The sequence below is a fragment of the Pseudonocardia oceani genome (assembly GCF_019263585.2).
GTDB classification, from domain to species: Bacteria; Actinomycetota; Actinomycetes; order Mycobacteriales; family Pseudonocardiaceae; genus Pseudonocardia; species Pseudonocardia oceani.
In genome coordinates, this window is record NZ_JADQDF010000001.1 from 5,692,252 (window position 1) to 5,715,655 (window position 23,404).

Below are 23,404 nucleotides of genomic sequence, written 5' to 3' on the forward strand. Positions count from 1 at the left end.
GGGCCGGACAGGACGAACGGGACGGGGAGTCGATGTGAGCGCGCAGGTCGAGCACCGCGCGGACGGGACCGACGGCGAGCAGGGTCTCCAGGAGGAGCCGCACGCCCAGGGCCCGCGCGTGGACGAGCCCGCCGCCGACGACTCCGGCAGCACCCGCGAGGCCGGCAGCGCCCCTGAGGCCGGCGCCCCTGAGGCCGACGCCCCTGAGGCCGACGGCGAGCCCGCGAGCGGGCCCGTCGAGGCCCCCACCACCGTCGCCGAGGCGCCCACGACCTCCGTCGGGTCCGGCGAGGCCGCCACCGCCTACGCCCCGACCGCCTACGCCGCCCCTGTCTCCGGCGGGTCCCCGGTCGCCGATCCGTATGCGCCGACCGCGTACGCCCCGGGGCCGGTGAACGCGGCGCCGTCCACCCCTGCGCCGTCCACCCCCGGGCCGTCAACCCCTGCGCCCTACCAGCCCTACGCCCCGGCGTCCGGCGGGTCGGCGCCGGTCGTGGTGCAGGACGCCCCCGCGCCGTCCCCGGCCTCGCTGCGCATCGACTTCGGCGCGCACATGGAGGCCAACTACCAGCGCCTCGTCGCCCAGCTCTACGCGATCACGCTCGACGCGGGCGAGGCGCACGACGTCGTCCAGGACGCGTACTCGCGGGCCTGGCGCAAGTGGTCCGAGATCCGCGTCGGCCCCGACCCCACCGGGTGGATCCGCCGCGTCGCCGTCCGCTCCACGCAGCGGGGCTGGCGCCGGGTCCTGGAGCGCGTCGGGCTCACCCGCACGCAGCCCGTCGGCGACGGCGACGCCCGCACCGCGGCCCTGCTCGGCGCCCTCGGGCGCCTGAACATCGCCGAGCGCCGCGCGGTCGTGCTGTTCCACATGGTCGGCATGTCCCGGCGCGACATCGCGTCCCTCGAGCAGGTCCCCGCGGAGACCGTCCGCGACCGCCTCCGGCGCGCCCACCAGGTGGTGTCCGAAGGCATGGCCGACGAGCTGCCGAGCGTGCTCGGCGTCGCCCCGGCCTACGACGACCCCTACACGCCCCACGCGGGTGCGGAGAGGCAGTACTGATGGACGCCCTGACCCGGGTCACCGACGAGTTCCGCCGGCTCGACGACGAGCTGTCGGCGGCCGTCACGCTGCCGCTGGTCGACGACGTCATCCGGCACGCCGGTTCGACCAACCGGGCCAGCACCGCCGCCGCCGTCGCCGTCATCGCGGTGGGCGCGCTCGGCGGCGTCACCGCCGTCACGCAGATCGGGAGCGCGCCGGCCACGGCCCAGGTCGCCCCGGCCGCGTCCGCGAGCGGCGAGGCCGTCCCGGTCCTGCCGGAGTCGACCACCGCCACCACTACCGTCGTGCCGCCGCCGTCCTCGGAGGAGACAGCCTCCGAGGAGGAGACCGAGCGGTCGTCGGCGACCACCCGCCGCCAGACGCGCGAGCGCACTGCCGCTCCGGCCCCGGCCACGACGGTCGCTCCGCCGCCTCCCGTCGTGGTGGCACCGCCGCCGCCCGTGGTGACCACCACGCGTCCGCCGGTGACCACGACGCAGCCGAACAACGAGGGGACGCCGGACCCGAGGCCGACGACGACGCCGCCGACGGAGGAGCCGGAGGAGACCACCACCAGCTCGATGCCGCCGGTGACCACGACGACCGACTCCGAGCCCACCACCGAGTCCGGCACCGTCTCTCCCGGCAGCCAGGCCGGCTCCCGCGCCGGGGTCAGCTGACCCCGGCCCACCCCGGGCGGGGCCGCTCCCGCCAGGTCAGCGCGACACCGAGGCTCCCGAGCCACGCGTCGAGGTCGTGCCCGTGCGCGGCCAGGCCGTCGACCGCGCGGTGCGTCCGGTGCATCGCCGTCTCCGCCGCCCCCGGGTCGAGCACCCCGCAGGCCACCGCGCCGACGAACTCGTCGACGTCGATCACGGTCGAGTCGAGCCCGTTGCGGACCACGATGTCGAGGTAGTGGTCGGTGAGCAGCCACCGGTCGCCGTCGCGCACGACGTCGCACACGTCGAGGTAGAAGTCCTGGTCGCGCTCGTGGCCGGGGTTCCACCACCAGTCGGTCACGGCCAGCCCGAGGTCGGGCAGCAGCCACGTCTGCATCCAGTGCGCCGTGGGGCGGGCCACCATCGCGCGGCTCATGTACAGCCCGAACGGCGTCTCGCGGTACTCGTCCACCTCCCGCACGTGGCCCTTGGTGTCGACGTTGAGCCGGGCGGGGACGTCGAAGGTCGCGGTCTTCGGCGGATGCACGGGCCCGATGCTGTCAGAAGCGGGCCGCCGTCGGCGGAAACTGTCGGTGGGGGCTCGTACCCTGGGGGACGTGGCATTCGCAACCGAGGTCCCCGGCAGCGCTCGTGAGTCCGGCGCTCGTGATTCCGGGCAGCACGAAGGCGATCTGCCGCTCGCGCACTCCGAGCACCGCCCGGTGGGCGACATCCCGCGCACGGGCGGCAGGTTCGAGGTCGTCAGCCCCTACGACCCGGCGGGCGACCAGCCCGCGGCCATCGCGGAGCTGGAGAAGCGCATCCGCGGCGGCGAGCAGGACGTCGTGCTGCTGGGAGCCACCGGCACGGGCAAGTCGGCCACCACGGCCTGGCTGATCGAGAAGCTTCAGCGGCCCACGCTGGTGATGGCGCCCAACAAGACGCTCGCGGCGCAGCTGGCCAACGAGTTGCGCGACATGCTGCCGAACAACGCGGTCGAGTACTTCGTCTCGTACTACGACTACTACCAGCCCGAGGCCTACATCGCGCAGACCGACACCTACATCGAGAAGGACTCCTCGATCAACGAGGACGTCGAGCGCCTGCGCCACTCGGCCACGCACAACCTGCTGTCGCGGCGCGACGTCGTGGTGGTGGCGTCGGTGTCCTGCATCTACGGCCTCGGCACGCCGCAGTCCTACCTCGACCGGTCGGTGCAGATCGCGGTCGGCGACACGATCGACCGCGACACGCTGCTCCGCGCACTGGTCGACGTGCAGTACACCCGCAACGACCTGGCGTTCAACCGCGGCACGTTCCGGGTGCGCGGCGACACCGTCGAGATCATCCCGGCGTACGAGGAGCTGGCGCTGCGGATCGAGTTCTTCGGCGACGAGGTCGAGTCGCTGTACTACCTGCACCCGCTCACCGGTGACGTCGTCCGCCAGGTCGACGAGCTGCGCATCTTCCCGGCCACGCACTACGTCGCGGGGCCGGAGCGGATGGAGCAGGCCGTCCGCGGCATCGAGAAGGAGCTCGAGGAGCGGCTCGCGCAGCTGGAGGGCCAGGGCAAGCTGCTGGAGGCGCAGCGGCTGCGCATGCGCACGCAGTACGACCTGGAGATGATCCGCCAGGTCGGCTTCTGCTCGGGCATCGAGAACTACTCGCGCCACATCGACGGCCGCGGCCCCGGCACGGCGCCGGCCACGCTGATCGACTACTTCCCCGACGACTTCCTGCTCGTCATCGACGAGTCGCACGTCACCGTGCCGCAGATCGGCGGCATGTACGAGGGCGACATGTCCCGCAAGCGCAACCTCGTCGAGTTCGGGTTCCGGCTGCCCTCGGCGGTCGACAACCGGCCGCTGACGTGGGAGGAGTTCGCCGACCGCATCGGGCAGACGGTCTACCTCTCGGCCACCCCGGGCAACTACGAGCTCTCCCGCACCGGCGGCGAGTTCGTGGAGCAGGTCATCCGGCCCACCGGCCTGGTCGACCCCCAGGTCGTGGTCAAGCCGACCAAGGGCCAGATCGACGACCTGGTGCACGAGATCCGCGAGCGCTCCGAGCGCGACGAGCGGGTGCTGGTCACCACGCTCACGAAGAAGATGGCGGAGGACCTCACCGACTACCTGCTGGAGCTGGGCATCCGGGTGCGCTACCTGCACTCGGAGGTCGACACGCTGCGCCGCGTCGAGCTCCTGCGCCAGCTCCGCCTCGGCGAGTACGACGTGCTGGTCGGCATCAACCTGCTGCGCGAGGGCCTCGACCTGCCCGAGGTGTCGCTGGTGGCGATCCTCGACGCCGACAAGGAGGGCTTCCTCCGGTCGGGCACATCGCTGATCCAGACGATCGGTCGCGCCGCGCGCAACGTGTCGGGCGAGGTGCACATGTACGCCGACAAGATCACCGACTCGATGCGGCACGCGATCGACGAGACCGACCGCCGCCGTGCGAAGCAGATCGCCTACAACACCGAGAAGGGCGTCGACCCGCAGCCGCTGCGCAAGAAGATCGCCGACATCCTCGACCAGGTCTACAAGGAGGCCGAGGACACCGAGGCGGTCCCGATCGGCGGCTCGGGGCGCAACCAGTCGCGCGGCAAGCGGGCGGCGGGGGAGCCGGGGCGGGCGAGCAGCGGGGTCGTGTCGGGCCGCGACACGAAGTCGATGCCGCGGGCCGAGCTGGCCGACCTCGTCCAGTCGCTCACCGACCAGATGCTCGCCGCGGCCCGCGACCTGCAGTTCGAGCTGGCCGGGCGGCTGCGCGACGAGATCGCCGACCTGAAGAAGGAGCTGCGCGGGATGGACGCGGCAGGCATCAGGTAGCGCCGGCGGTGGCCGCGCGGATCGCGGCGACGGCCGTGGCGGCCCGCCGGCGCAGCTCGACGACGTCGCAGTGCTGCGGGGAGGTCCGTTCGAACGCCTCCTGGAGCCGTTCGAGGTGGACGACCAGCCTGCTCGCGAGGCCCGTGTCGTCCGCGGCACCGGCCAGCTGCTGCGCGAGAGCGCACATCCGGTGCAGCACCGTCGGGTGTCCCGTGGCGTGCAGCCGGATCGCGTCGAACACCCGGTCCACCACCTCGGCCTTCCCGGCCCGCGGGGCGATCACCCGCAGCCGGTCGTCCGGGCCGTAGCGGTAGGGCGAGGGGACGTCCCGGCCGGCCAGGCGGGTGAGGCCGGCCGCGAGGTCGTCGAGCGCGTTCAGCGCGGTGTAGGGGTCGTTGGTGCTCGGCGAGAGCGCCCGCACCGCCATCTCCTCGAGCACCAGCACGGCGTAGTCGACGTCCTGGTCGGGCGTGCGGGCCCGCCCGATCGTCACACCGGAGAGCACGGCGGGGCCGAGCCGGTCGTCGACACGGTCCGGTGGCCACAGCAGCGCGACGACCTGGCCGTCCACCACGTGCGCACCGGGCCGGACGTGCAGCGCGACGACGACGTCGTGGCGCGCGGCGAGGTCGAGCAGCCGGTCCTCGGCCACACCCTGCACGTAGCCGACCCCGTCCGCGCGCACCTCGATGCCCTCGGACCACAGACCGTCCGGCACGTCGTGCTCCCCGGCCCCGTCCGGCACCTCCGCCGGGGCGCGGCCCCACCGCTCCGGGTACAGGCGGTCCACCGTCTCGACGAGCTCCGTCCGCACCCGTCGCGACAGGGTCCCCACCTGCACGGAATCGGCGATGTGGTTGATGAACCACACCAGCACCCCGATCGACAGCACCGCGAGCAGCACGGCCACGTTGACGGCGAGGTGCGGCACGAACACCTCGTCGGCGCCACCGGGCTCGCGGATCGACCGCAGGGTCAACAGGGAGTACACGAAGGTCGCGGCGTACACACCGAGGACGAACTGGTTGCCGCGGTCGGTCATGAAGTTGCGGACCAGCCGCGGGCCGTACGTCGACGACGCCGTGGCCAGCACCGCGATCGTGATCGAGAACGACGTGGCGGCCACGCCCAGCACCGACCCGGCGATCGCCCCCAGCACGTCGCGGCTCCCCGCCTCGCCGATCCGGGTGGCGAGCACCGCGAACGGTCCCAGGTCGAGTTCGTCGACCCGTTCGTCGAGGACGATGAGCGCCTCGGCCAGCACCGCGGCCAGCAGGCACAGCAGCCCCGGAAGAAACCAGAAGCTGTCCCGCACCGTGATCCACCGGGCCCTCACCGGGGCCGCTGCCGCTCGTCGTCCATGGACGGTGACGCTAGGCCGCTCCCGGGCCGCGCGCCCGCCGGCCGGGCCGGACGGCGGCCGGGCGCGGTCGACCACGCCGGGCCGGTTACCGTGCAACCGTCCAGCAGGAGAGGGGAAACCGGCGTGATCAGCCCGTCGACGGCCCACCCCGTGGTGCCCGCGGTGCGGGTGCCCGCGTGGCTGCGCTCGCCGCGCCGGGTCCTGCCGTTCACGGTCCCGCTCCTGGCGCTCGTGCTGGCCGGGCTGGTCGTGCACACCGGTGGGCGTCACATCGATCTCGAGGTCTACCGCTTCGGCGTGCAGGCCTGGTTGTCGGGCGGCGACATGTACGGCCCACTGCCCGAGACGTCCGGGCAGATCGCGCTCCCGTTCATCTACCCGCCGTTCGCGGCGCTGCTGATGACACCGCTGGCGGTGGTGCCGTGGGCCGTCGCCTGGCCGGTGCTGCTCGCGCTGTCGGTGCTCGCGCTGGGCGCCACGCTCTACGTCTTCGCCCGGCGGCTGTGGCCCTCGGGCGGGCGCGGCGGGGCGCTGTCCACGGCCTCGATCGCGCTGCCGCTCGCGCTGGCCGTCACGCCCGGGCACGCGATCGACTTCGAGACACCGGTCGAGGGCTTCGCGTACGCGCTCGACCCGGTGCTGCAGACCGTCGAGTTCGGGCAGGTCAACCTGCTGCTCATGGCTCTGGTCGCGCTCGACTGCCTGGTCGACCACCCGCGCTGGCCGCGCGGGATGCTCATCGGCATCGCGGCCGCCGTCAAGCTGACGCCGGCCGCGTTCGTGCTGTTCTTCCTGCTGCGCCGCGACTACCGGGCCGCGGGCGTGGCCGTGCTGTCCGGTGTGGTCGCCACTGCCGCCGCGTTCGCCGTGGCGCCGCGCGAGTCGCTCGCGTTCTGGCTCGGCAACCCCACCGGCGGCGTCAGCGGCTCGCCGTTCTTCACCAACCAGACCGTGCAGGCCGTGCTGGTGCGCGCCGGGGTCGAGGGCACCGCGCGCACGGTCGCCTGGCTGGCGCTCTCGGCCGCGCTGCTCGCCCTCGTCGTACCGGTGGTCCGCCGCGCGCCCGCGCCGCTCGCGCTCGTCGCCGTCGCCGGGGTGGCGCTGCTCGCGTCGCCGACGTCCTGGTCGCACCACTGGGTGTGGGTCGCGCCCGCGCTGCTCGTCGCGGCCGCGTCGGCGTGGCGCGCCCGCTCGTTCGGCTGGGGGCTGGTCACGGTGCTCGCCGCCACGGTCTTCGTCGTCGCGCCGCACCGGATCGGGCTGCCGCGGGCCGGGGAGGCCGAGCTCGGCTGGTCGACGTGGCAGCAGGTCGTCGGCAGCACCTACGTGTGGTTCACCGCGATCCTGCTCGTGGTGATGTTCCTGCGGTGGCGGCGGGCGTGACCCACGAGGAGCGGCGCCTGCGAGCTCGTCGGCGCCTCCCGAAGCGCCTGCGGCCCTGACGGGCGTGCTCCTGGGAACGCTGCTCCGGGCGCTCGCCGTGCCCACCCTGGCCACGGCCGCCGCCGGCGTGCTGCTGCGCCTGCTCCGGCCGCCCCTGCACTACCGGTGGTTCCGGGTGGGCCCGGGGGAGCGACGCCGGCACGGCCGGGCCGGGGGGGCGGGCTGCCGGCACACCCGCCTCTCGGAGGCGTCGCACCTGCTGGGCGGGGCCGCGGCGCTGCTGGTGCTCGGTGTCGACGCGCGCGGCGTCGCGCTGGCCGTGACCGGGGACGAGGGTCAGCCGGCCCGCGACGCGATCGCGGCCGCCTCGGCCACGAGTGCGTCGAGCACCGTCCGCACGGCCGGGCGGGCGGCGGCGCTGGGCCGCAGCACCGCCTCCACCAGCCGCGCGGCCCGGACCCCGGCCAGCGGGCGGCGGACCAGGCGCCGCCCGCCGCGGTCGTCGGTGGAGTAGCGCGGCAGCAGCGCGATCCCGCGCCCGGCCGCGACGAGCTCCTCGGTGACGGAGAAGTCGTTGATCCGCTGCACGACGCGCGGCGCGGTGCCGGTGCGCACCGCGAGCGAGCGCAGGACGTCATCGACGGGCCAGCCCACCTCCACGCTGATCCACGACTCACCGGCCAGCTCGTCGAGCCGCAGCCTGCGCCGCCGGGCGAGCCGGTGCCCGGGCGGCAGCACGACGTCGAGCGGCTCGCGCAGCAGCGGCACGACCTGCCGGCCGGGCGCGGGGCCCGGCCCGTGCTCGTCGCGGTGGGTCACGACGACGTCGAAGTCGGCGGTGAGGGCGACGACGGCGGCCGGGCTCATGTCGACGTCGCGGCACGCCACCTCCACGCCCGGTGTCGCATCCAGCCGCGCGAGCACCCCGGCCAGCATCATCCGCGCGCCCGACGGGAACAGCGCCACGCGCACCAGCCCGCGCGGCGACGTCAGCAGCCCCTCGACGGCCGCCTCGGCGCGGGCCAGCGCGGCCAGCACCTCCTCGGCCTCCGCGGCGAGCACGCGTCCGGCGTCGGTGAGGCGCAGGCCGCGTCCGGCCGGCTCGGTGAGCGCGGTGCCGACCTCCTCGGCCAGGGCTTTGAGCTGCTGCGATATCGCCGACGGCGTGAACGACAGCGCGGCGGCGACGGCCGTGACCGACCCGCGGTCGGCGAGCTCGCGCAGCACCCGCAGCCGCTGGACATCCATGCAGCCACGCTAAACCATCCCTGCAGAATGATTCGCTGGTCTGGAACCACGGTGGCCCGCAGGGTGGAGGGGTGCCGCTGCGCCACCGCCTGCTCGCCGTCCTCGTCGCCGCCCTGTGGGGCGGGAACTTCCTCGCGATACACGTCGGCCTGGAGCACTTCCCCCCGCTGTTCCTGGCGGCGCTGCGGTTCGCACTGATCGCGGTGCCGACGGTGCTGCTCGTCCCGCGCCCGCAGGTACCGCTGCGCTGGCTGCTGGGCTACGGGCTGGGGTTCGGGACCGTGCAGTTCATCGGGCTGTTCGTCGCGATGGACATCGGGATGCCGCCGGGGCTGGCGTCGCTGGTGCTGCAGGCGTCGGCCCCGTTCACGGTGCTGCTGGGGGCGCTCCTGCTGCGGGAGCGGCTCGGCGCGCGCCAGTGCGTCGGGATCGGACTCGCGGTCCTCGGGCTCGCGGCGATCGTGGTGGCTCGGGCGCAGACCGCCGCCGTGCTGCCGGTGCTGCTCACGCTGCTCGGAGCGCTGGGCTGGGCGTTCGGCAACCTGGCCAACCGCCTCGCGCAGGCGCCGAACCCGCTGCACCTGACGCTGTGGATGTCGGTGGTCCCGCCGGTGCCGCTGCTCGCGATGTCGTGGCTGACGGAGGGCCCGCAGGCCGGGTTCGCCGCCCTGGTGGCCGCGGCCGGCCCGTCCGGGGTTCCCGGGCTGCTGGCGCTGGCCTACCTCGTCGTGCCGGCGACCGTGCTCGGCTCCGGGATCTGGACCTGGCTGATGGGCAGGCACCCGGCCGGCGTCGTCGCGCCGTACTCGCTGCTGGTGCCCGTCGTCGGGATGGGGCTGGCCGCGCTGGTGCTGGGGGAGCGGCCCACCCCGGTCGAACTGGTGGCCGGCACCGTGATCGTCGGGGGTGTCCTGCTGGGCACACCCGGGTTCACGGCGCCGGCCACCTCACCGGCCCCGCCTCAGGGCGTTGCGGTCGGGACCGGTGGTACGGCGCGGTCGACGCGGCGGTGGAACCGCATCCCCGCGAGGCCCCCGAGGACGGCGCCGACCAGGCCGACCACGAGGGCGGCGGCCAGCGCGCCGACGGCGGCCGGGGTGAATGCGGAGGGGTCGACGACGCCGCCGACGAGGGCGGCGACCGGGGCGAGGTCGACGGGCGTGCCGGACACCGCGATGAGCACCGTCACCGCGACGGCGACGAGCACGGCCCAGATCCACACCGCGACGCCCTGCCGGGCCCCGTCGAAGCGGGCCATGCGGCCGGCGACGTACCCGCCGCAGAAGTAGGCGAGGAACAGCACGACCGCCACGGCGATCGCGGCCACGATCCCCTCCGGCGGCCCGCCGGGGCCCGTCGTCAGGCCGTAGCCCTGGGTGACGCCCGCGACGATGCCGCTGAGCAGGACCGCGGTGCCCAGTGCGGTGAGCCAGCCGAAGAACGCCGACCCCCACTTGATGCCGCCGAACTGCCGGCGCTGCTCGGTGCGGGCGGCGCGGCGCTGCTGGCGCGCGGTCAGGGCGCTACCCCCGGCGGCGCCCGCGGTCCCGGTGGCCACCGTCGGGGCGTCGGAGTAGCCGGAGGAGTAGGTGCCGGGCGGGCGCTGGTCGACCCCGTGCTGGTCGACCCCGTGCTGGTCGACCCCGTGCTGGTCGGACGCGCGGTGATCGGTCCCGTGGTGGTCGGGGGCGCGGTGGTCGGGCGCGGCGCGCTGATCGGGGGTCCGGCCCTGGTCGGCCGCTCCCGCTCCGCGGTCGGTGCTGGACGTCATCTGGGGCTCCCTCGTCACGCCCGTCGATCACGGGCCGTGCGGGGGTGTACCCACAACCGGTGACCCACCACACACCGGACGGGCCACCGACGTCAGCTCGTGATGTCCTTGCGTCCGAACCGGTACACGGCGGCCGCCCCGAGCACGAGCGCCCAGGTCAGCGACGAGAACACGCCGCGGGTCATGGCGTCCCAGTCGATGTCGGTGGCGAGCAGGTCCGACCACGCCGTCGAGAAGCGGGTGGGCAGGAAGTCGCGCAGGTCGCCCAGCGCCGTGATCTGGTTGAGGATCTGGCTGACGATCGACGCCATCACCGCCCCGCCGACGGCCCCGAGCGGCGCGTCCGTGGACACCGACAGCAGCAGCGCGAGCGCCGCCACCCAGCTCAGCTGCACGGCCACGTAGAGCGCGCCGAGCAGGACCCGCCCGGCGCCCATGGCGAACGTGAGCGACTCCCCGGTCGGGCTGACCAGATTGCCGGCACCGTAGGCCAGGCCGCCCACCAGCAGCGCCACCAGCGGCAGGGTGAGGATCGCGGCGACCGAGAGCCCGGCCGCGACGACCGCCTTCTGCCGCAGCAGCCGCGCCCGCGGGATCGGCGCGGCGAGCAGGTAGCGCAGGCTCGACCAGGACGCCTCCGCCGCCACCGTGTCGCCGAAGAACAGCGCGACCACCACGACGAGCAGGAACCCGGCCGAGGCGAACAGCGCGAACACGGCGAAGTTGGTGCCGCTGCCCTGGGCGAGGTCGACGAGGTTGAGCGATCCGGTGGGCGGGCCGTCGGGCGCGAGCGAGAAGGCGATCCAGAGGATCACCGGCAGCGCCGCGACCAGCGCGAACGTCACCTGCGTGCGGCGCCGCCGGAGCTGGCGCACCAGCTCGACGCGCAGCGGGAGCGTCGAGCCGGGCCGGTACGCCGCGGGGGGCGGCCCGGCGGCGAGGGCGCCGACGGTGCCCTTGCGGGTGCTGGGTCCGGGCGTGCTCGGTCCGGGGCTGGTCACGAGGGGCCGTCCTCTCCGACGAGCTGCAGGAACGCGTCCTCCAGGCGCCGCCGCGGCCCGGCCGACGCGACGTCGACCCCGGCCGTGACGAGCGCCCGCACCGCCGACGCGCGCGGGGTGCCGTTGAGCTCGGCGTGCACCTGCTCCCCGTCGACCTCCACCGCGTGGACGCCGGCGAGCGCGCCCAGGACGTCGGCCGCCCGGGCCGGTGCGTCGACGGCGAACGTCGCGGCGCCGCCCCCGGCGATGATGTCCTCGACGGAGCCGTCGGCGACGACCTGACCGTGGTGCATGACGACCACGTGGTCGCAGGTCTGCTCGACCTCGGCCAGCAGGTGGCTCGACACCAGCACGGTGCGCCCGCCCGCGGCGTAGCGGCGCAGGACCTCGCGCATGGCGTGGATCTGGGGCGGGTCGAGCCCGTTGGTCGGCTCGTCGAGCACGAGTAGCTCGGGCAGTCCGAGCATGGCCTGGGCGATGGCCAGGCGCTGGCGCATGCCCTGGCTGTAGGCACCGACGCGGCGCTGCACGCTGGCGCCGAGCCCGGCGATCTCCAGCGCCTCCTCCAGGTGGGCCTCGGCGGTGGGGCGGCCGGTGGCGGCCCAGTAGAGGCGCAGGTTGTCGGCGCCGGACAGGTGCGGCAGGAAGCCCGGCCCCTCGACGAACGCCCCGATCCGGGCGAGCACGGGGGCACCGGGTCCGACGGGCTCGCCGAACGCGGTGATCGCGCCCGCGGTGGGGCGGATCAGGCCCATCAGCATGCGCAGGACGGTGGTCTTGCCGGCGCCGTTGGGGCCGAGCAGACCCAGGACCTGCCCGCGCTCGACGCGGAACGACACGCCCCGCACGGCGCTGAACCCGCCGCGGTAGGTCTTGGCGAGGTCGCGGATCTCCAGCGGCGGGGCGTCCGGGGCGGGGTCGACGGCGGCCGCGCCCCGGCGGCGCAGCAGCGCGGCCGCGCCCCGGGCCAGCAGCGCGACGCCCAGCACGACGCCGATCCCGATGGCCGGGCCCAGCGGCACGGTGTTCGCGGTGACGGCCTCGCCGGGCACGACGGGCACGGTCAGGACGGCGCCGGCGTCGACGGTCCAGGCGGCCGGGTCGGTGCCGCCCGCGTAGGCCTGGTCGGTGGTGCCGACCGTGACGACGACGCGGTTGCCCGCCTCCACCGGCGCGACGACGCCGGGCAGCGTGACCGGGACGGTGACCGGCGAGCCGTCGGTGGGCACCGCGACCCGCACCGGCGCCACGGCCCCGCCGAGCAGCGTGCGCGTGCCGTCCGGGGTGACCTCGGAGGCCGAGACGAACAGGATCGCCTCGTCGGGGCCGGGCTGGCCGGGGACGCGGGCGACGGTGAGGTCGATCCGGGGCGCGCCGGTGAGCAGCAGCGGGTCGGCCAGCGCGGCCGAGGCGAACTGCGCGGACTGGCCGGGCAGCGCCGCGGTGAGCGCGGAGATCCGGCCGCCGAGGCTGCCCAGCGCCCCGCCGAGCCCGGGCAGCGCGGTGATCGCGGCGGGGCTGCCGCCCGCCGGGGTGACGACGACGCGGGTGCCGCCGGTCAGCGCGAGGTCCTGCGTCGACACGGCGGCGGCCCCGGCGAGGCCGGGGTAGCCCGCCGCGACGACGGTGCGGCCGGTGGCTGTGCTGCTGCCGGCGCGCAGGCCGCTCTCGACGCCGTAGGAGAACGTCGTGCCCGGGTCGTCGCCGGTGCCGAGGAGGTGGTGGTCGAACCACTCGCCGACCGCCTCCCGGACGTCGTCGCCGGGGGCGGCGCCGTCGTGGCCGCCCGCGTACCAGCGCACCTGCACCGGAGTGCCGTTCGCGGCGATCTCGCGGGCGTTGGCGTCGGCCTGGTCGAGGCCGAACAGGGTGTCCTGCTCGCCCTGCACCAGCAGCGTCGGCGCGGTGATCCGGCCGGTCACCGTTCGGGGGGAGGAGCGCTCGAGCAGGGCCGCGGTCGCCGGCGACAGGCGCCCGGTCGTCGCGGCGTCGGTGTAGGCGGCGCAGACCTCGGGGGTGAAGCGGCCGCAGGTGGGGGAGGCGCCGGGCGCGGGTGCCACGGGTGCGGACGCCGCGGGTGCGGACGCCGTGGGTGCGGCCGTCGTCGGGCCGTCGTCGGTGCCGGGCTCGCCGGCCGCCGGACCTCCGGTTCCCAGCCCGGCGGAGAAGAAGACCCCGGCCCAGCCGCGCTTGAAGACCCCGTCGCCGGCGAAGGCGCCCCGCGACGGGGTGTCCGCGGGCAGCGCGCCGGCCGCGGCGGCGTTGGGGAACAGCGCCTGGCCCAGGTCGTTCCAGGTGATCACCGGGGCGAGGGCGTCGACGCGCGGGTCGTACCCGGCGAGCAGCAGCGACAGCGCCCCGCCGTAGGACGCGCCGGTGACGCCGGCGCGCGGGTCGCCCGGACCGTCCTGCACGACCTCGGGCATCGCGGCGAGCCGGTCGAGCAGCGCGCTCGCGTCGGCGACCTCGGCGTCCGGGGCGTTGAGCCCGATCTGCCCGGTGCTCGCGCCGAACCCGCGGGCCGACCAGGCGAGGACGACGAAGCCGCGGTCGGCGAGCGCGCGGGCGTCGTCGTCGACCGAGGCCTTGCTCCCGCCGAAGCCGTGGGCCACCAGCACCGCCGGCGCCGGCGTCGTGGCGGGGAGGTAGAGCGTGGTGTCCAGCGTGGCCCCGGGGACGTCGACGCGCGCCTCGGTGACGCTCCCGGGGCCCGAGCCCGGGGTGGGGGAGGCGAGTGCCGTGGCGGGGACGAGCAGGAGGAGAGCGAGCGCGAGCAGCAGCGCGCGCGGGAGGCGGGGCACTCCTGCGACGCTAGGCGACCGGCCGTGACCCGCCCTCAGCCGCCTCTCAGTCCCCGGGATGCGCGACGAGCTCCTCGACGTGCTCGACCGTCGGCGGGCCGTCGAAGAAGGGGCCGACGATGGCGCGCCACTGCGGGAACAGCTCCGACTCGCGGAAGCCGACGGTGTGCGCCTCGACGGTGTCCCACTCGATGAGCAGCACGAACCGGGTGGGCGTCTCGATGCTGCGGGTGAGGCGGGCGCCGCGGAACCCGGGGGTCTGCGCGGCGAGCGCGAGGCCCTCGCGCACGGCGTCGGCGAACTGCTCCTGCTTGTCGGGGAGCACGGCGAAGTCGGCGATCTCGGTGATCATGACGTCATCCTCGCATCACCGCCGGCGCGCCCGCGCCCGCCGCTTGCCCTCGTGCATGGCGGCCACGCGGGCGACCGGGATGGTGTGGCCCTGCTCGACGAGGTCGGCGGGCAGCGCCTGCGGGGCGGGCAGCGCGGCGGCCCACGGGTCGGTGTCGCCGAGCAGACCGGGGGCGGTGCGGATCGTGAAGTCGGTGGGGTGGACGCCGGCGAGGTCGTCCCAGGCCACCGGGAACGACACGGGCGCCCCGGGACGCACGCGCGGGCTGTAGGCCGCGACGATCGTGGCCCCGCCCGCGCGGGTGGAGTCGACGAAGACCTTCCCCTCCCGGTCGTCCTTGATGTACGCGGTGGTCGCGACGGCGGGGTCGAGGGCGGCGGCCCGGGCGGCGAGCGCGCGGGTGGCCGCGGCGGCGTCGTCGACCGCGGAGGGCTCCAGCGGCACGACGACGTGCACGCCCTTCGCCCCGCTCGTCTTGAGCGCGCCCGCGAGCCCGGAGTCGGCCAGCGCCTGCCGCACGAGCGCGGCGGCCGCCACGACGTGCGCGAAGTCGTCGTCGACCGGGGGGTCGAGGTCGATCACGAGCTGCGTCGCGACGGTGTCGCCGGCCCGCATGAGCGTCGGGTGGTACTCGACGGCGCGCTGGTTGGCGAACCACAGCAGCGTGCGGCGGTCGTCGCACAGGGCGTAGTGGACCTCGCGCTGCGAGGCGTGCGCCCACGCCGCCGTGGTGGCGATCCAGTCGGGGGCGTACTTCGGGACGTTCTTCTGCATGAACGGCTCCTGCCCCGGCCGCACGCGCACCACCGACAGCGCGCGCCCGGCGAGACCGGGCAGGATCCGGGAGGACACGGCGTCGAGGTAGTCGACGAGGTCGCGCTTGGTGGCGCCGGAGCCGTCGAACAGGGGGCCGTCGAGGCTGCTGAGCTCGACGCCCTCGCGGCTCTCCTTCGGCGCCTTCTCCTTCGCCACCGGTCAGCGCTCCAGGTGGTGCAGGGTCACGGCGCCGAGGGTCCCGTCGTCGACCTCGGCCGTCATCCAGGTGTGCGTCGGCTGCCGGCGCCGGTCGGTGGGGGAGCCGGGGTTGAGCAGCCGCAGCCCGGACGCCGTGGTGGAGTCCCAGGGGATGTGGCTGTGCCCGAAGACGAGCACGTCGGCGTCGGGGTAGGCGGTGGAGCAGCGCTTCTCCCGGCCCTTCGACGAGCCGGTCTCGTGCACGACGGCGAAGCGGACGCCCCCGAGCTCGGCGCGGGCGACCTCGGGCAGCCGCGCGCGCAGGGCGTCACCGTCGTTGTTGCCGAACACGCCGATCAGCCGCCGCGCGCGGGCCCCCAGCGCGTCGAGGGCGGCGACGGAGATCCAGTCGCCGGCGTGGATCACCGCGTCCGCGGCGTCGACGGCGTCCCACACCGGCGCGGGCAGGTCGCGCGCCCGCGCCGGGAGGTGGGTGTCGCTCAGGATCAGGAGCTGCAGGGGACCGGTCCGATCAGGAGAGGCCGAGCAGGTCGACCACGAAGATCAGCGTCTCGCCGCCCTTGATGGCGCCACCGGCGCCGCGGTCGCCGTAGCCCATGTGCGGCGGGATGACCAGCCGGCGGCGTCCGCCGACCTTCATGCCGACGACGCCCTGGTCCCAGCCCGCGATGACGCGGCCGGCGCCCAGGGGGAAGCGGAACGTGGAGCCGCGGTTCCAGGAGGCGTCGAACTCCTCGCCGCTGCTGTGCGCGACGCCGACGTAGTGCACCTCGACGTTCTGTCCGGCGCGGGCCTCGGCGCCGTCGCCGACGACGAGGTCGGTGACGAGCAGGTCGGCGGGGGCCGGGCCGTCGTGCGGGTCGACCTCGGGCTTCTGCTGGGCCACGGTGGTCCTCTCGTTGGTGGGGTGCGCGGACGACAGCCTGCCAGACCGGCTGACGGGGTGCCGGGAGCGATCCCGGGACCACCGCGGGAACCCGCGGTGGTCCGGCACTAGCGGGCGACGACACAGGTTTGCGACCATCAGGGCGCGGTTGCGGGGAACCGCGCGACGACGGCAGTGCGGCCGGTGCGAGGGGGAACGCATGACCTCCGTGTTCGTGTTCATCTCCGGAGCGACGCTCCTGGTGTTCAGCGCCGAGAAGCTGATCGGCTACCTCGTGGGGGCCGCGAGCGGCCTGCGGGTCTCGCTGTTCCTGCTCGCGATCGTCTTCACGGGCATCGAGTTCGACGACATCTTCCTCGGGGTCGCGCTGAACCTCGAGGACCTCAGCGGCGTCGCGCTGGGCACGGTCTTCGGCACGGCGATCTCGCTGACCGGGGTCGTGCTCGCGATCGCCGCGATCCTCACCCCGGTGCGGCTGCAGATCCCGCGCGACTACATCGCACTCCTGGCCGCGGCACCGCTGGTGATGATCGTCTTCACGCTGACGGCCCCGCTCACCTTCGTCGACGGCGTCGTGCTCGTCGGCCTGTTCGTGCTGTTCATCGCCTACGTCGCGGTCCGGGAGTCCCAGCGCAAGATCCCGGTCTTCCGCAACGCCGAGATCTACGCGGGGACGGCCGGCGCCGACGTCGGGAGGGAGGAGCAGGCGGAGGAGCCGCCGGGCAACTCCTTCGCCGACGAGATGCCGTTCGCCGAGGCGCGCCGGCTGCCCGGTTGGGCCGGACTGGCGCTGGCGCTGCTCGCCCTCACCGGTCTCATCATCGGCGCGGCGACCACGGGCATCGGGGTCGAGGGGATCCTGGAGGCCTACGGGATCGAGGGCACGCTCTTCGGTGCCACGATCGTCACCGCCGTCCTGACCCTCGAGGACGTCTTCCTGACGGTGGAGCCCATCCGCAGGGGTGCGCCCGAGGTCGGGATCGGGAACGTGATCGGGAGCGTCGTCTTCTCGGTCACGGGGAAGCTCGGCGTCATCATCCTCGCGGGCGGCGCGATCGTCGTCGGCCCGGACGTGCTCACGTGGCACCTGACCGCGCTCATCGCGGTGACCGGCCTGGCGGCCGCCTTCCTCTACACCGGGCGGTTGCAGCGGTGGCACGGCTACGTGCTGCTCGCCCTGTACGTCGCCTACTGGATCCTGAGCTTCGTCGTGTTCGGGGGAGCCCCGATCGAGATGGACTAGCCCAACCCGCCCCGGCTCACGCGCGGTGCGGGCGCGGGACGAGCACCTCCTCCTCCCGTCGCGCTCCCGCGTTGGCCGCCTCCACCGCGTCGGCCACGAGGGCGTGATCGGGGGAGAGGTGGCACACCGGATCGGTGCGGGCGGCATCGCCGGTGAGCTGGAACGCCTGGCAGCGGCACCCGCCGAAGTCGATCTCGCGGCGGTCGCAGGTCCGGCAGGGGTCCTGCATCCATCCGGTGCCCCGGAACGCGGTGAACACCGGGGCGTCGTCCCAGATCCGCTGCAGGGACTCCTCCCGCACGCTGGCCCGCGGAAGCGGCAGGGTCTGCGCCGCCGGGCAGGGCAGCGCGTCGCCGTTGGGGGCCACGGTCAGCTGGCGTGCGGCCCACCCGCCCATGCAGGGCTTGGGGTACTCGCTGTAGTAGTCGGCCAGCACGTGCAGGACCTCCATCCGGCCTGCCAGGCGCTCGCGTGCGTCGCGGACGACGTCCTCGGCGGCGGCGAGCTGGGCGCGGCTGGGCAGCAGCGCGACCCGGTTGCGCCACGCCCAGCCGTAGTACTGGGTGTTGGCCAGTTCGACGCGGTCGGCGTCGAGCTCCTCGACCAGGGCGATGATCTCGGCGAGGCGGTCGATGTTCTGCCGGTGCACCACCACGTTGACCGTCAGCGGCCAGCCGAGCTCCTTCACCACCGCGGCCGCCCGGAGCTTCCGCTCGAACGACGGGATGCCGGCGATGCGGTCGGAGGTGGCGGGCTCGTCGGCCTGCACGCTGACCTGCACGTGGTCGAGCCCGGCTTCCCTCAGCTCCTCCGCGCGGCCGCGCGAGAGCCCGATCGCACTGGTCACGAGGTTCGTGTACATGCCCAGGTCCGCGGCCGTGCGCACCAGCTCGACGAGGTCGCGTCGCAGCAGCGGCTCGCCGCCGGAGAGGTGGCATTGCAGCACCCCCATCGCCGCGGCCTCGGTGAACACGCGCTGCCACTCGGCGGTGTCCAGCTCGTCGTCGTAGGCGGCGAGCTCGAGCGGGTTCGAGCAATAGGCGCAGGCCAGCGGGCAGCGGTAGGTGAGCTCGGCCAGCAGTCCGAAGGGTCTATCCATCACTGATCTCCACACATCGCTTCCTGACGAGCCGAGCGAGGAAGGCCGTGACCTCGTCGTCGACCACCCGCTCGTAACGCACCCGCAGCGCCGCGGCGACGTCGGACACGGTCCGCCGCCCGTCGCACAGGCCGAGGATGTCGGCGCCGGTCGGGTTGAGCACGATCACCGACTCCGGGCCCAGCAGCACGTGCCGCTCGCGGGTCGGGTCGAACCGCATCCGGACGTGGCGCGCCAGCGCCGGGCGGCCCGACGGCGGGACGTCACCCGGCACGAGACCGGTCCCCGTACGCCTGGTCGATCGCGTCCATCATCAACCACAGGACGTCGCACTTGAACGACAGCGCGGCCACCGCCGCGTCGCGGTCCTGCGGGGTCCGGCAGTACCGCAGCACCACCTCGAGGGCGTGCTCGGAGTCGCGGGGCGCCTGTTCCAGGCGGTTGCGGAAGTAGGCCAGGCCGTCCGGGGCGATCCAGGTGTAGCGCTGCTCGAACGCCCGGAGGCGCTCGGCCATCAGGTCCGGCGCGAACAGCTCGGTCAGCGACGACGCGACCGCCTCCACCCAGGGTCGCGTCCGGGCGAAGGTGACGTAGGCGTCCACCGCGAACCGCACGCCCGGCACGAGGTGGCGGTGGTCGGCGATCTCCTCGCGCCGCAGGCCGCAGGCCTCGCCCAGGCGCAGCCACGCCTCGATGCCGCCCTCGCCGTCCGCGGCGCCGTCGTGGTCGATGATGCGGCGGATCCAGCGCCGGCGCACGGCCGGGTCCGGGCAGTTGGCGAGGATCGCGGCGTCCTTGCGCGGGATCATCTCCTGGTAGTAGTAGCGGTTGGCGACCCACCCGCGGATCTGGTCGGGAGCGAGAAGGCCCTCGTTCATCCGCAGGTGGAACGGGTGGGTGCTGTGGTAGCTCTGCGAGTGGGCCCGCAGCCGCTCGACGAGGGCGTCGACCTCCGGGGGCGCCCCCGCCGTCATCGTGTCCGTGTCCGTCATCGTGTCCGTCATCGTGCGGGGACCTCCACCTCGAGACCGTCGTGGGCCACTTCCATGCCGCACCGCTCGACCTCCCGCCGTTCCGGCGAGTCCTCGAGCAGCATCGGGTTGGTGTTGTTGATGTGGACGTAGATCCGGCGGGCGATCGGCAGCCCGGCCAGCTGCTCGAGGCTGCCCCCGGGCCCGCCGACGGCGAGGTGCCCCATGCCGTGGGCCGTCTTCGCGGCCAGGCCCAGGCGGATCATCTCGTCGTCGTGCCAGCAGGTGCCGTCGACGAGCAGGCAGTCGACGCCCTCGAGCTCGGCGAGCACGGCCGGGGTGAGCTCCTGCACGCCCGGCAGGTAGACCGCCGCGGCCCCGCTGGCCTCGTCGGTGAACCGGTAGCCCACGACCCGCCCCTCGCCGGTGCCCGTTCCCCCGCCGAACCGGTCGTGCTTGCCGGTGGGGGCGTCGAAGGCCCGGTAGGAGACGCCGCCCAGCGACACCTCCTTGCCCGGGACGACGGGGGTCCACCCGACGGGGCAGTAGCGCTCCAGGGTGGTCAGCACGCCGGTGCCCGCGGTCAGCGTCGCGTGTGTCGCCGCGGTGGCGTGCAGCTCGATCCCGCGTCCCTCCCGCAGCAGGAGCAGTCCCAGCGTGTGGTCGAGCTCGGCGTCGGTGAGCAGCACCGCCTCCAGCGGCGTGGCCCGGCCGGCGCCGGGGTGCAGGCGCGGGAACGCCTCGACCTGCGCCCGGACGTCGGGGGAGGCGTTGACCAGGAACCACCGCTCGCCGTCCGGGCTCACCGCGATCGAGGACTGCGTGCGCGTCCGGGCCGGTCGGGTGCCCTCGCGGACCGCCCGGCACGTCGGGCAGCTGCAGTTCCACTGCGGGTAGCCCCCTCCGGCCGCCGACCCCAGCACCCGCACCCGCATGTCGTGCCCCCCGTCCTCGACGTCGGGGAGGGGCGCCGGAACCGAGTCCCGGCGCCCCTCCACGTCCGTCGTCCGCCGTCCGTCGGCCTCAGGCCTCCGAACGGGCGATGTACATCGTCACCTCGGGCGCACACCCGACCTCGTCGAAGTCGGGCGCCTCCCACTCAGCGAGACGCTCCATGTGCCGTCACCTCCCTCCTGGGTGTCGTGCGTCGTGCGGACCTAGTCCTCGGGCAGGGCGAAGGCGAACAGCGAGTCGCCCGAGGCGGCCCCGAGCAGCCCGGGGGTGAAGCCCTCGACCCACCCACCGAACCCGGTCGGGACCACGACGTACTGGCGGCCGTCGACGGTGTACGTGCTGGGGCTGCTGTGGTGGCCGCTGCCGCACTGGAACTGCCACAGCTTCTCCCCGGTCGCCGCGTCCAGGGCGATGAACTCGCCCGTCGCGAGGCCCACGAACACCAGTCCGCCCGCCGTGGCCAGCGTCGAGGCGGTCATCGGGTACTCGTAGCGCCAGCGCCACTTCTCCTCGCCGGTCAGCGGGTCGACGGCGCTCACGAACCCGTAGAAGTCGTCGAGGTCCACGGCGACTCCCGCGCCCCAGTACGGAATGCTCTCCTTGAACTCGCGGCGCCGTCGGGTGGCCGTGGCACCGACCTCCTGCACCGGGATGTAGACCAGCCCCGTCTGGGGGCTGTAGGACATGTGCGTCCATTCCTTGGCGCCGGCCGGACCGGGCCAGAAGTGCACCGGCACGCCCTCCTCGTCCGGGTAGATCTTCGCCGTGACCTCGCCGTCCGGGGTGATCTCGCCCCAGGTGATCCGGTCGCAGAACGGGAACACCCGCACCAGCTCGCCGTTGGTCCGGTCCAGGACGAAGAAGTACCCGTTCTTGTCCGCGTGCGCCAGCAGCTTGCGGCCGTCGGGGGCGTCGAACAGGAGGTTCTCCATAGTGGAGTCGTAGTCCCACAGGTCGTGCGGGGTGAACTGGTAGTGCCAGCGGATCTCACCGGTGTTCACGTCCACCGCGACGACGCTGTCGGTGTAGAGGTTGTCGCCCGGGCGGACGGCGCCGTCGAAGTCGGGCGCCGGGTTGCCCGTACCCGGGAAGAGCAGCTCCAGCTCCGGGTCGTAGGTGGGGGTGACCCAGCAGTTCCCCCCGCCGCGCTGCCACGCGTCGCCGTCGGCCGGCCAGGTCTCGGAGCCGGGCTCACCCGGCTTCGGGATCATGTAGCGGCGCCAGCGGCGCTCCCCGGTGTCGGCGTCGAAGGCGTCGAGGCACCCGCGGGTCCCGAACTCGCCGCCCGAGCTCCCGACGATGACCATGTCCTTCACGAGCAGCGGCGCGACGGTGCGGCTCTCCCCGGCCCGCACGTCACCGGCGGTCGTGTCCCAGACCATCTCCCCGGTGGTCGCGTCGAGTGCGATGACGTGGGCGTTGAGGGTGGCCATGTAGACCTTGCCGTGCCCCACGGCCACGCCGCGGTTGACGTTGCCGCAGCACAGCGAGACGTCGTAGGGCGAGGCGTGCTTGTACCGCCAGAGCTCCGCACCGGTCTTGGCGTCCAGGGCCCAGCAGCGGCCGTCGGGGCCCGAGACGTACATGACCCCCTCGACGACGAGCGGGGAGGCCTCGAACGAGTAGGTCGACGCGCCCGCCTGCATGCCCGTCGAGCCGGCCTGGAACACCCACGCGGGGGACAGTCGCCGGACGTTGTCCTTGCTGATCTGGTCGAGCTCGCTGTAGCGCTGCCCGTCGAAGGTGCCGTAGTAGGTGAGCCAGTTGTCCGGCTCCGTGCGGGCTCGCAGGATGCGGTCGTGGTCCACGTTGCCGGTGGCCGGCGCACTTCCCTTGACGGCACTGAGCTGCATCTGCGGAATCGCGGCGCCCGCGTCGACGTAGTCGGTCATGGTCTTCTCCTCATCTCACGGGCGCGGTTGCGGCGGGCGGTCGAGCTTGGCGTGGTCGGGGACTTCGCCACCGATGACGATGGCCCCGGTCAGGCCGCGGCCCTCGTCGTTGCCGGTGGTGGACCCGTAGTAGTAGGTGCCCGGCCCGTCCAGGTTGAGCGAGGCCGTGCCCTTCGAGTGGTTCACCAACCAGATGATCTTGGGGTCGCCGTTGTGCGGCAGCACCGCGCAGTGGGTGTTCTTGTCGTCGTTGATGAGCGTGAGCTCGAGGTTCCCGCCGTGGGGCAGGATGAGGGTCCCGGGCTCGAAGCAGAGCTCGTCCTCGGGGATCCGGATGGTGGCGGTCATGGTGCCGTCGGGTTGCTCCTCCGCGTGCCCGACGCCCCCGGACCCGAGCAACCGGCCCAGGCCGGTGCTGTTCTGCCGGTGCAGGCCGTCGGCCAGCTTCTCCGAGGGATCGCCTGTCGTCGTCATCTGCCGTACCTCCTCGTCACGAATGTCCGTCCTGTCCACGGCAGCATCGCCACCTGTGACCTCCCCATCTCGTCGGTCGTCCACGGTTCGCGCGCCGTGGGAGGCCGGGGATCGTCGGCAGAGCAGGAGTGCGGGACGGACTCCGGTCGGGGGGTCTTGTGCTCTCGACGACCCCGGACCCGCTCGGGCACTCCCACGTGCGCCTCCATGCCGTGCGCAGCCGAGAGCCGCGCAGCCGGGCACAGGGCGCCGCCACGGGGTCACTCGGCCGTCTGCCGATGATGTCGACCACTGGGGCGGCAGGACACGGTCCGGGACGGTGTCGAGCGGCCGCCGGAAGTGTGTGCTGAGCCACATTCGACCCTACGGAGCGGGTCCGAGATCGGCAAGGGGGAGCACCGGGCGATCCGGATCTCGGTCCGGGCGGCCGTGCGCGGCGTGAACCCGGCCCGGCGAGAC

At 74.2% G+C, this 23,404-nt stretch carries 22 protein-coding genes and 1 pseudogene; 6 read left to right on the forward strand and 17 right to left on the reverse strand.

What is annotated here, in order from left to right:
• Positions 1 to 34 precede the first annotated feature (34 nt).
• Both I4I82_RS28545 and I4I82_RS28550 read left to right on the forward strand, forming a co-directional pair.
• Positions 35 to 1,063, forward strand: coding sequence for an RNA polymerase sigma factor (locus I4I82_RS28545; protein ID WP_218596240.1), 1,029 nt, complete (start codon positions 35 to 37; stop codon positions 1,061 to 1,063).
• Positions 1,063 to 1,725, forward strand: coding sequence for a hypothetical protein (locus I4I82_RS28550; RefSeq protein ID WP_218594406.1), 663 nt, complete (start codon positions 1,063 to 1,065; stop codon positions 1,723 to 1,725). The genes I4I82_RS28545 and I4I82_RS28550 overlap by 1 nt, the downstream gene beginning before the upstream one ends.
• Here the strand turns inward: I4I82_RS28550 and I4I82_RS28555 are convergent.
• A complete protein-coding gene (locus I4I82_RS28555) occupies positions 1,718 to 2,260 on the reverse strand; it encodes a ribonuclease FAU-1 family protein (protein ID WP_218594408.1) in 543 nt (180 codons plus the stop codon). The two genes, I4I82_RS28550 and I4I82_RS28555, sit on opposite strands and share 8 nt — an antisense overlap.
• Between I4I82_RS28555 and uvrB the strand changes: the two genes are divergently transcribed.
• Positions 2,259 to 4,532 carry an excinuclease ABC subunit UvrB gene (gene uvrB, locus I4I82_RS28560; protein WP_225920710.1) on the forward strand — a complete coding sequence of 758 codons (2,274 nt, stop codon included), beginning with the start codon at positions 2,259 to 2,261 and terminating at the stop codon, positions 4,530 to 4,532. The genes I4I82_RS28555 and uvrB overlap by 2 nt on opposite strands.
• Here uvrB and I4I82_RS28565 read toward each other — a convergent pair.
• Positions 4,525 to 5,868, reverse strand: coding sequence for a DUF2254 domain-containing protein (locus I4I82_RS28565; RefSeq protein WP_218593008.1), 1,344 nt, complete (start codon positions 5,866 to 5,868; stop codon positions 4,525 to 4,527). The two genes, uvrB and I4I82_RS28565, sit on opposite strands and share 8 nt — an antisense overlap.
• Before the next feature lie 150 nt (positions 5,869 to 6,018).
• On the opposite strand from I4I82_RS28565, the gene I4I82_RS28570 reads away from it, so the two are divergent.
• Positions 6,019 to 7,278 (forward strand): glycosyltransferase family 87 protein, encoded by a 1,260-nt coding sequence (locus I4I82_RS28570; RefSeq protein ID WP_226370301.1) that lies wholly within the window; start codon positions 6,019 to 6,021, stop codon positions 7,276 to 7,278.
• A gap of 336 nt (positions 7,279 to 7,614) precedes the next feature.
• Here the strand turns inward: I4I82_RS28570 and I4I82_RS28575 are convergent, their stop codons facing one another.
• Positions 7,615 to 8,526 (reverse strand): LysR family transcriptional regulator, encoded by a 912-nt coding sequence (locus tag I4I82_RS28575; RefSeq protein WP_218593006.1) that lies wholly within the window; start codon positions 8,524 to 8,526, stop codon positions 7,615 to 7,617.
• 71 nt (positions 8,527 to 8,597) lie between these two features.
• Here I4I82_RS28575 and I4I82_RS28580 point away from each other — a divergent pair.
• A pseudogene (locus I4I82_RS28580) lies at positions 8,598 to 9,485 on the forward strand (EamA family transporter); the annotation flags it as partial.
• 2 nt (positions 9,486 to 9,487) lie between these two features.
• On the opposite strand, the gene I4I82_RS28585 reads toward I4I82_RS28580, so the two are convergent.
• The 7 genes from I4I82_RS28585 to I4I82_RS28615 form a co-directional block, all read right to left on the reverse strand.
• On the reverse strand, positions 9,488 to 10,297 hold the full coding sequence (locus I4I82_RS28585; protein ID WP_225920712.1) for a hypothetical protein: 810 nt from the start codon (positions 10,295 to 10,297) through the stop codon (positions 9,488 to 9,490).
• Between the two features lie 92 nt (positions 10,298 to 10,389).
• Positions 10,390 to 11,298, reverse strand: a complete 909-nt coding sequence (locus tag I4I82_RS28590; RefSeq protein ID WP_218593004.1) for an ABC transporter permease — start codon at positions 11,296 to 11,298, stop codon at positions 10,390 to 10,392.
• A complete protein-coding gene (locus tag I4I82_RS28595; RefSeq protein WP_218596242.1) occupies positions 11,295 to 14,099 on the reverse strand; it encodes an alpha/beta fold hydrolase in 2,805 nt (934 codons plus the stop codon). The genes I4I82_RS28590 and I4I82_RS28595 overlap by 4 nt, the downstream gene beginning before the upstream one ends.
• 46 nt (positions 14,100 to 14,145) lie before the next feature.
• Positions 14,146 to 14,451 (reverse strand): antibiotic biosynthesis monooxygenase family protein, encoded by a 306-nt coding sequence (locus I4I82_RS28600; RefSeq protein ID WP_218593954.1) that lies wholly within the window; start codon positions 14,449 to 14,451, stop codon positions 14,146 to 14,148.
• Between the two features lie 15 nt (positions 14,452 to 14,466).
• Positions 14,467 to 15,423: a DNA polymerase domain-containing protein gene (locus I4I82_RS28605; RefSeq protein WP_218593955.1), complete on the reverse strand. Its 957-nt coding sequence runs from the start codon at positions 15,421 to 15,423 to the stop codon at positions 14,467 to 14,469.
• Positions 15,424 to 15,426: 3 nt separating this feature from the next.
• Positions 15,427 to 15,924 (reverse strand): metallophosphoesterase family protein, encoded by a 498-nt coding sequence (locus tag I4I82_RS28610; protein WP_218593960.1) that lies wholly within the window; start codon positions 15,922 to 15,924, stop codon positions 15,427 to 15,429.
• A gap of 13 nt (positions 15,925 to 15,937) precedes the next feature.
• Positions 15,938 to 16,312 carry an FKBP-type peptidyl-prolyl cis-trans isomerase gene (locus I4I82_RS28615; RefSeq protein WP_226370302.1) on the reverse strand — a complete coding sequence of 125 codons (375 nt, stop codon included), beginning with the start codon at positions 16,310 to 16,312 and terminating at the stop codon, positions 15,938 to 15,940.
• A 199-nt stretch (positions 16,313 to 16,511) separates the two neighbouring features.
• On the opposite strand from I4I82_RS28615, the gene I4I82_RS28620 reads away from it, so the two are divergent.
• Entirely contained in the window at positions 16,512 to 17,555 is a 1,044-nt protein-coding gene (locus tag I4I82_RS28620; RefSeq protein WP_218593957.1) for a sodium:calcium antiporter, read from the forward strand.
• Between the two features lie 16 nt (positions 17,556 to 17,571).
• Here I4I82_RS28620 and pqqE read toward each other — a convergent pair whose 3' ends face one another.
• The 7 genes from pqqE to I4I82_RS28655 are packed head-to-tail and all read right to left on the reverse strand — an operon-like array spanning position 17,572 to position 22,945.
• Complete coding sequence (gene pqqE, locus I4I82_RS28625; RefSeq protein WP_218593958.1) at positions 17,572 to 18,654, reverse strand: pyrroloquinoline quinone biosynthesis protein PqqE; 1,083 nt, start codon at positions 18,652 to 18,654, stop codon at positions 17,572 to 17,574.
• Entirely contained in the window at positions 18,647 to 18,928 is a 282-nt protein-coding gene (gene pqqD, locus I4I82_RS28630; protein WP_226370303.1) for a pyrroloquinoline quinone biosynthesis peptide chaperone PqqD, read from the reverse strand. Before pqqD ends, pqqE begins: the two co-directional genes overlap by 8 nt.
• Entirely contained in the window at positions 18,918 to 19,646 is a 729-nt protein-coding gene (pqqC, locus tag I4I82_RS28635) for a pyrroloquinoline-quinone synthase PqqC (protein ID WP_225920713.1), read from the reverse strand. The genes pqqD and pqqC overlap by 11 nt, the downstream gene beginning before the upstream one ends.
• Positions 19,647 to 19,654: 8 nt before the next feature.
• Positions 19,655 to 20,623: a pyrroloquinoline quinone biosynthesis protein PqqB gene (gene pqqB / locus I4I82_RS28640; RefSeq protein WP_267461585.1), complete on the reverse strand. Its 969-nt coding sequence runs from the start codon at positions 20,621 to 20,623 to the stop codon at positions 19,655 to 19,657.
• Between the two features lie 25 nt (positions 20,624 to 20,648).
• On the reverse strand, positions 20,649 to 20,741 hold the full coding sequence (gene pqqA, locus I4I82_RS28645) for a pyrroloquinoline quinone precursor peptide PqqA (protein WP_218591329.1): 93 nt from the start codon (positions 20,739 to 20,741) through the stop codon (positions 20,649 to 20,651).
• Positions 20,742 to 20,782: 41 nt separating this feature from the next.
• Positions 20,783 to 22,471, reverse strand: a complete 1,689-nt coding sequence (locus tag I4I82_RS28650) for a PQQ-dependent dehydrogenase, methanol/ethanol family (protein ID WP_218591330.1) — start codon at positions 22,469 to 22,471, stop codon at positions 20,783 to 20,785.
• Positions 22,472 to 22,486: 15 nt separating this feature from the next.
• A complete protein-coding gene (locus I4I82_RS28655; RefSeq protein WP_218591331.1) occupies positions 22,487 to 22,945 on the reverse strand; it encodes an MSMEG_3727 family PQQ-associated protein in 459 nt (152 codons plus the stop codon).
• Between the last annotated feature and the right edge of the window lie 459 nt (positions 22,946 to 23,404).

Excerpts from the sequence above, each read along its gene's own strand:
- pqqA (WP_218591329.1), bottom strand. The coding sequence starts at position 20,741 with ATGGAGCGTCTCGCTGAGTGGGAGGCGCCCGACTTCGACGAGGTCGGG.
- I4I82_RS28620 (WP_218593957.1), top strand. The coding sequence starts at position 16,512 with ATGACCTCCGTGTTCGTGTTCATCTCCGGAGCGACGCTCCTGGTGTTC.
- I4I82_RS28600 (WP_218593954.1), bottom strand. The coding sequence starts at position 14,451 with ATGATCACCGAGATCGCCGACTTCGCCGTGCTCCCCGACAAGCAGGAG.
- I4I82_RS28575 (WP_218593006.1), bottom strand. The coding sequence starts at position 8,526 with ATGGATGTCCAGCGGCTGCGGGTGCTGCGCGAGCTCGCCGACCGCGGG.
- pqqC (WP_225920713.1), bottom strand. The coding sequence starts at position 19,646 with ATGACGGACACGGACACGATGACGGCGGGGGCGCCCCCGGAGGTCGAC.
- uvrB (WP_225920710.1), top strand. The coding sequence starts at position 2,259 with ATGCTGTCAGAAGCGGGCCGCCGTCGGCGGAAACTGTCGGTGGGGGCT.
- I4I82_RS28655 (WP_218591331.1), bottom strand. The coding sequence starts at position 22,945 with ATGACGACGACAGGCGATCCCTCGGAGAAGCTGGCCGACGGCCTGCAC.
- pqqE (WP_218593958.1), bottom strand. The coding sequence starts at position 18,654 with ATGGATAGACCCTTCGGACTGCTGGCCGAGCTCACCTACCGCTGCCCG.
- I4I82_RS28585 (WP_225920712.1), bottom strand. The coding sequence starts at position 10,297 with ATGACGTCCAGCACCGACCGCGGAGCGGGAGCGGCCGACCAGGGCCGG.
- I4I82_RS28650 (WP_218591330.1), bottom strand. The coding sequence starts at position 22,471 with ATGACCGACTACGTCGACGCGGGCGCCGCGATTCCGCAGATGCAGCTC.
- I4I82_RS28550 (WP_218594406.1), top strand. The coding sequence starts at position 1,063 with ATGGACGCCCTGACCCGGGTCACCGACGAGTTCCGCCGGCTCGACGAC.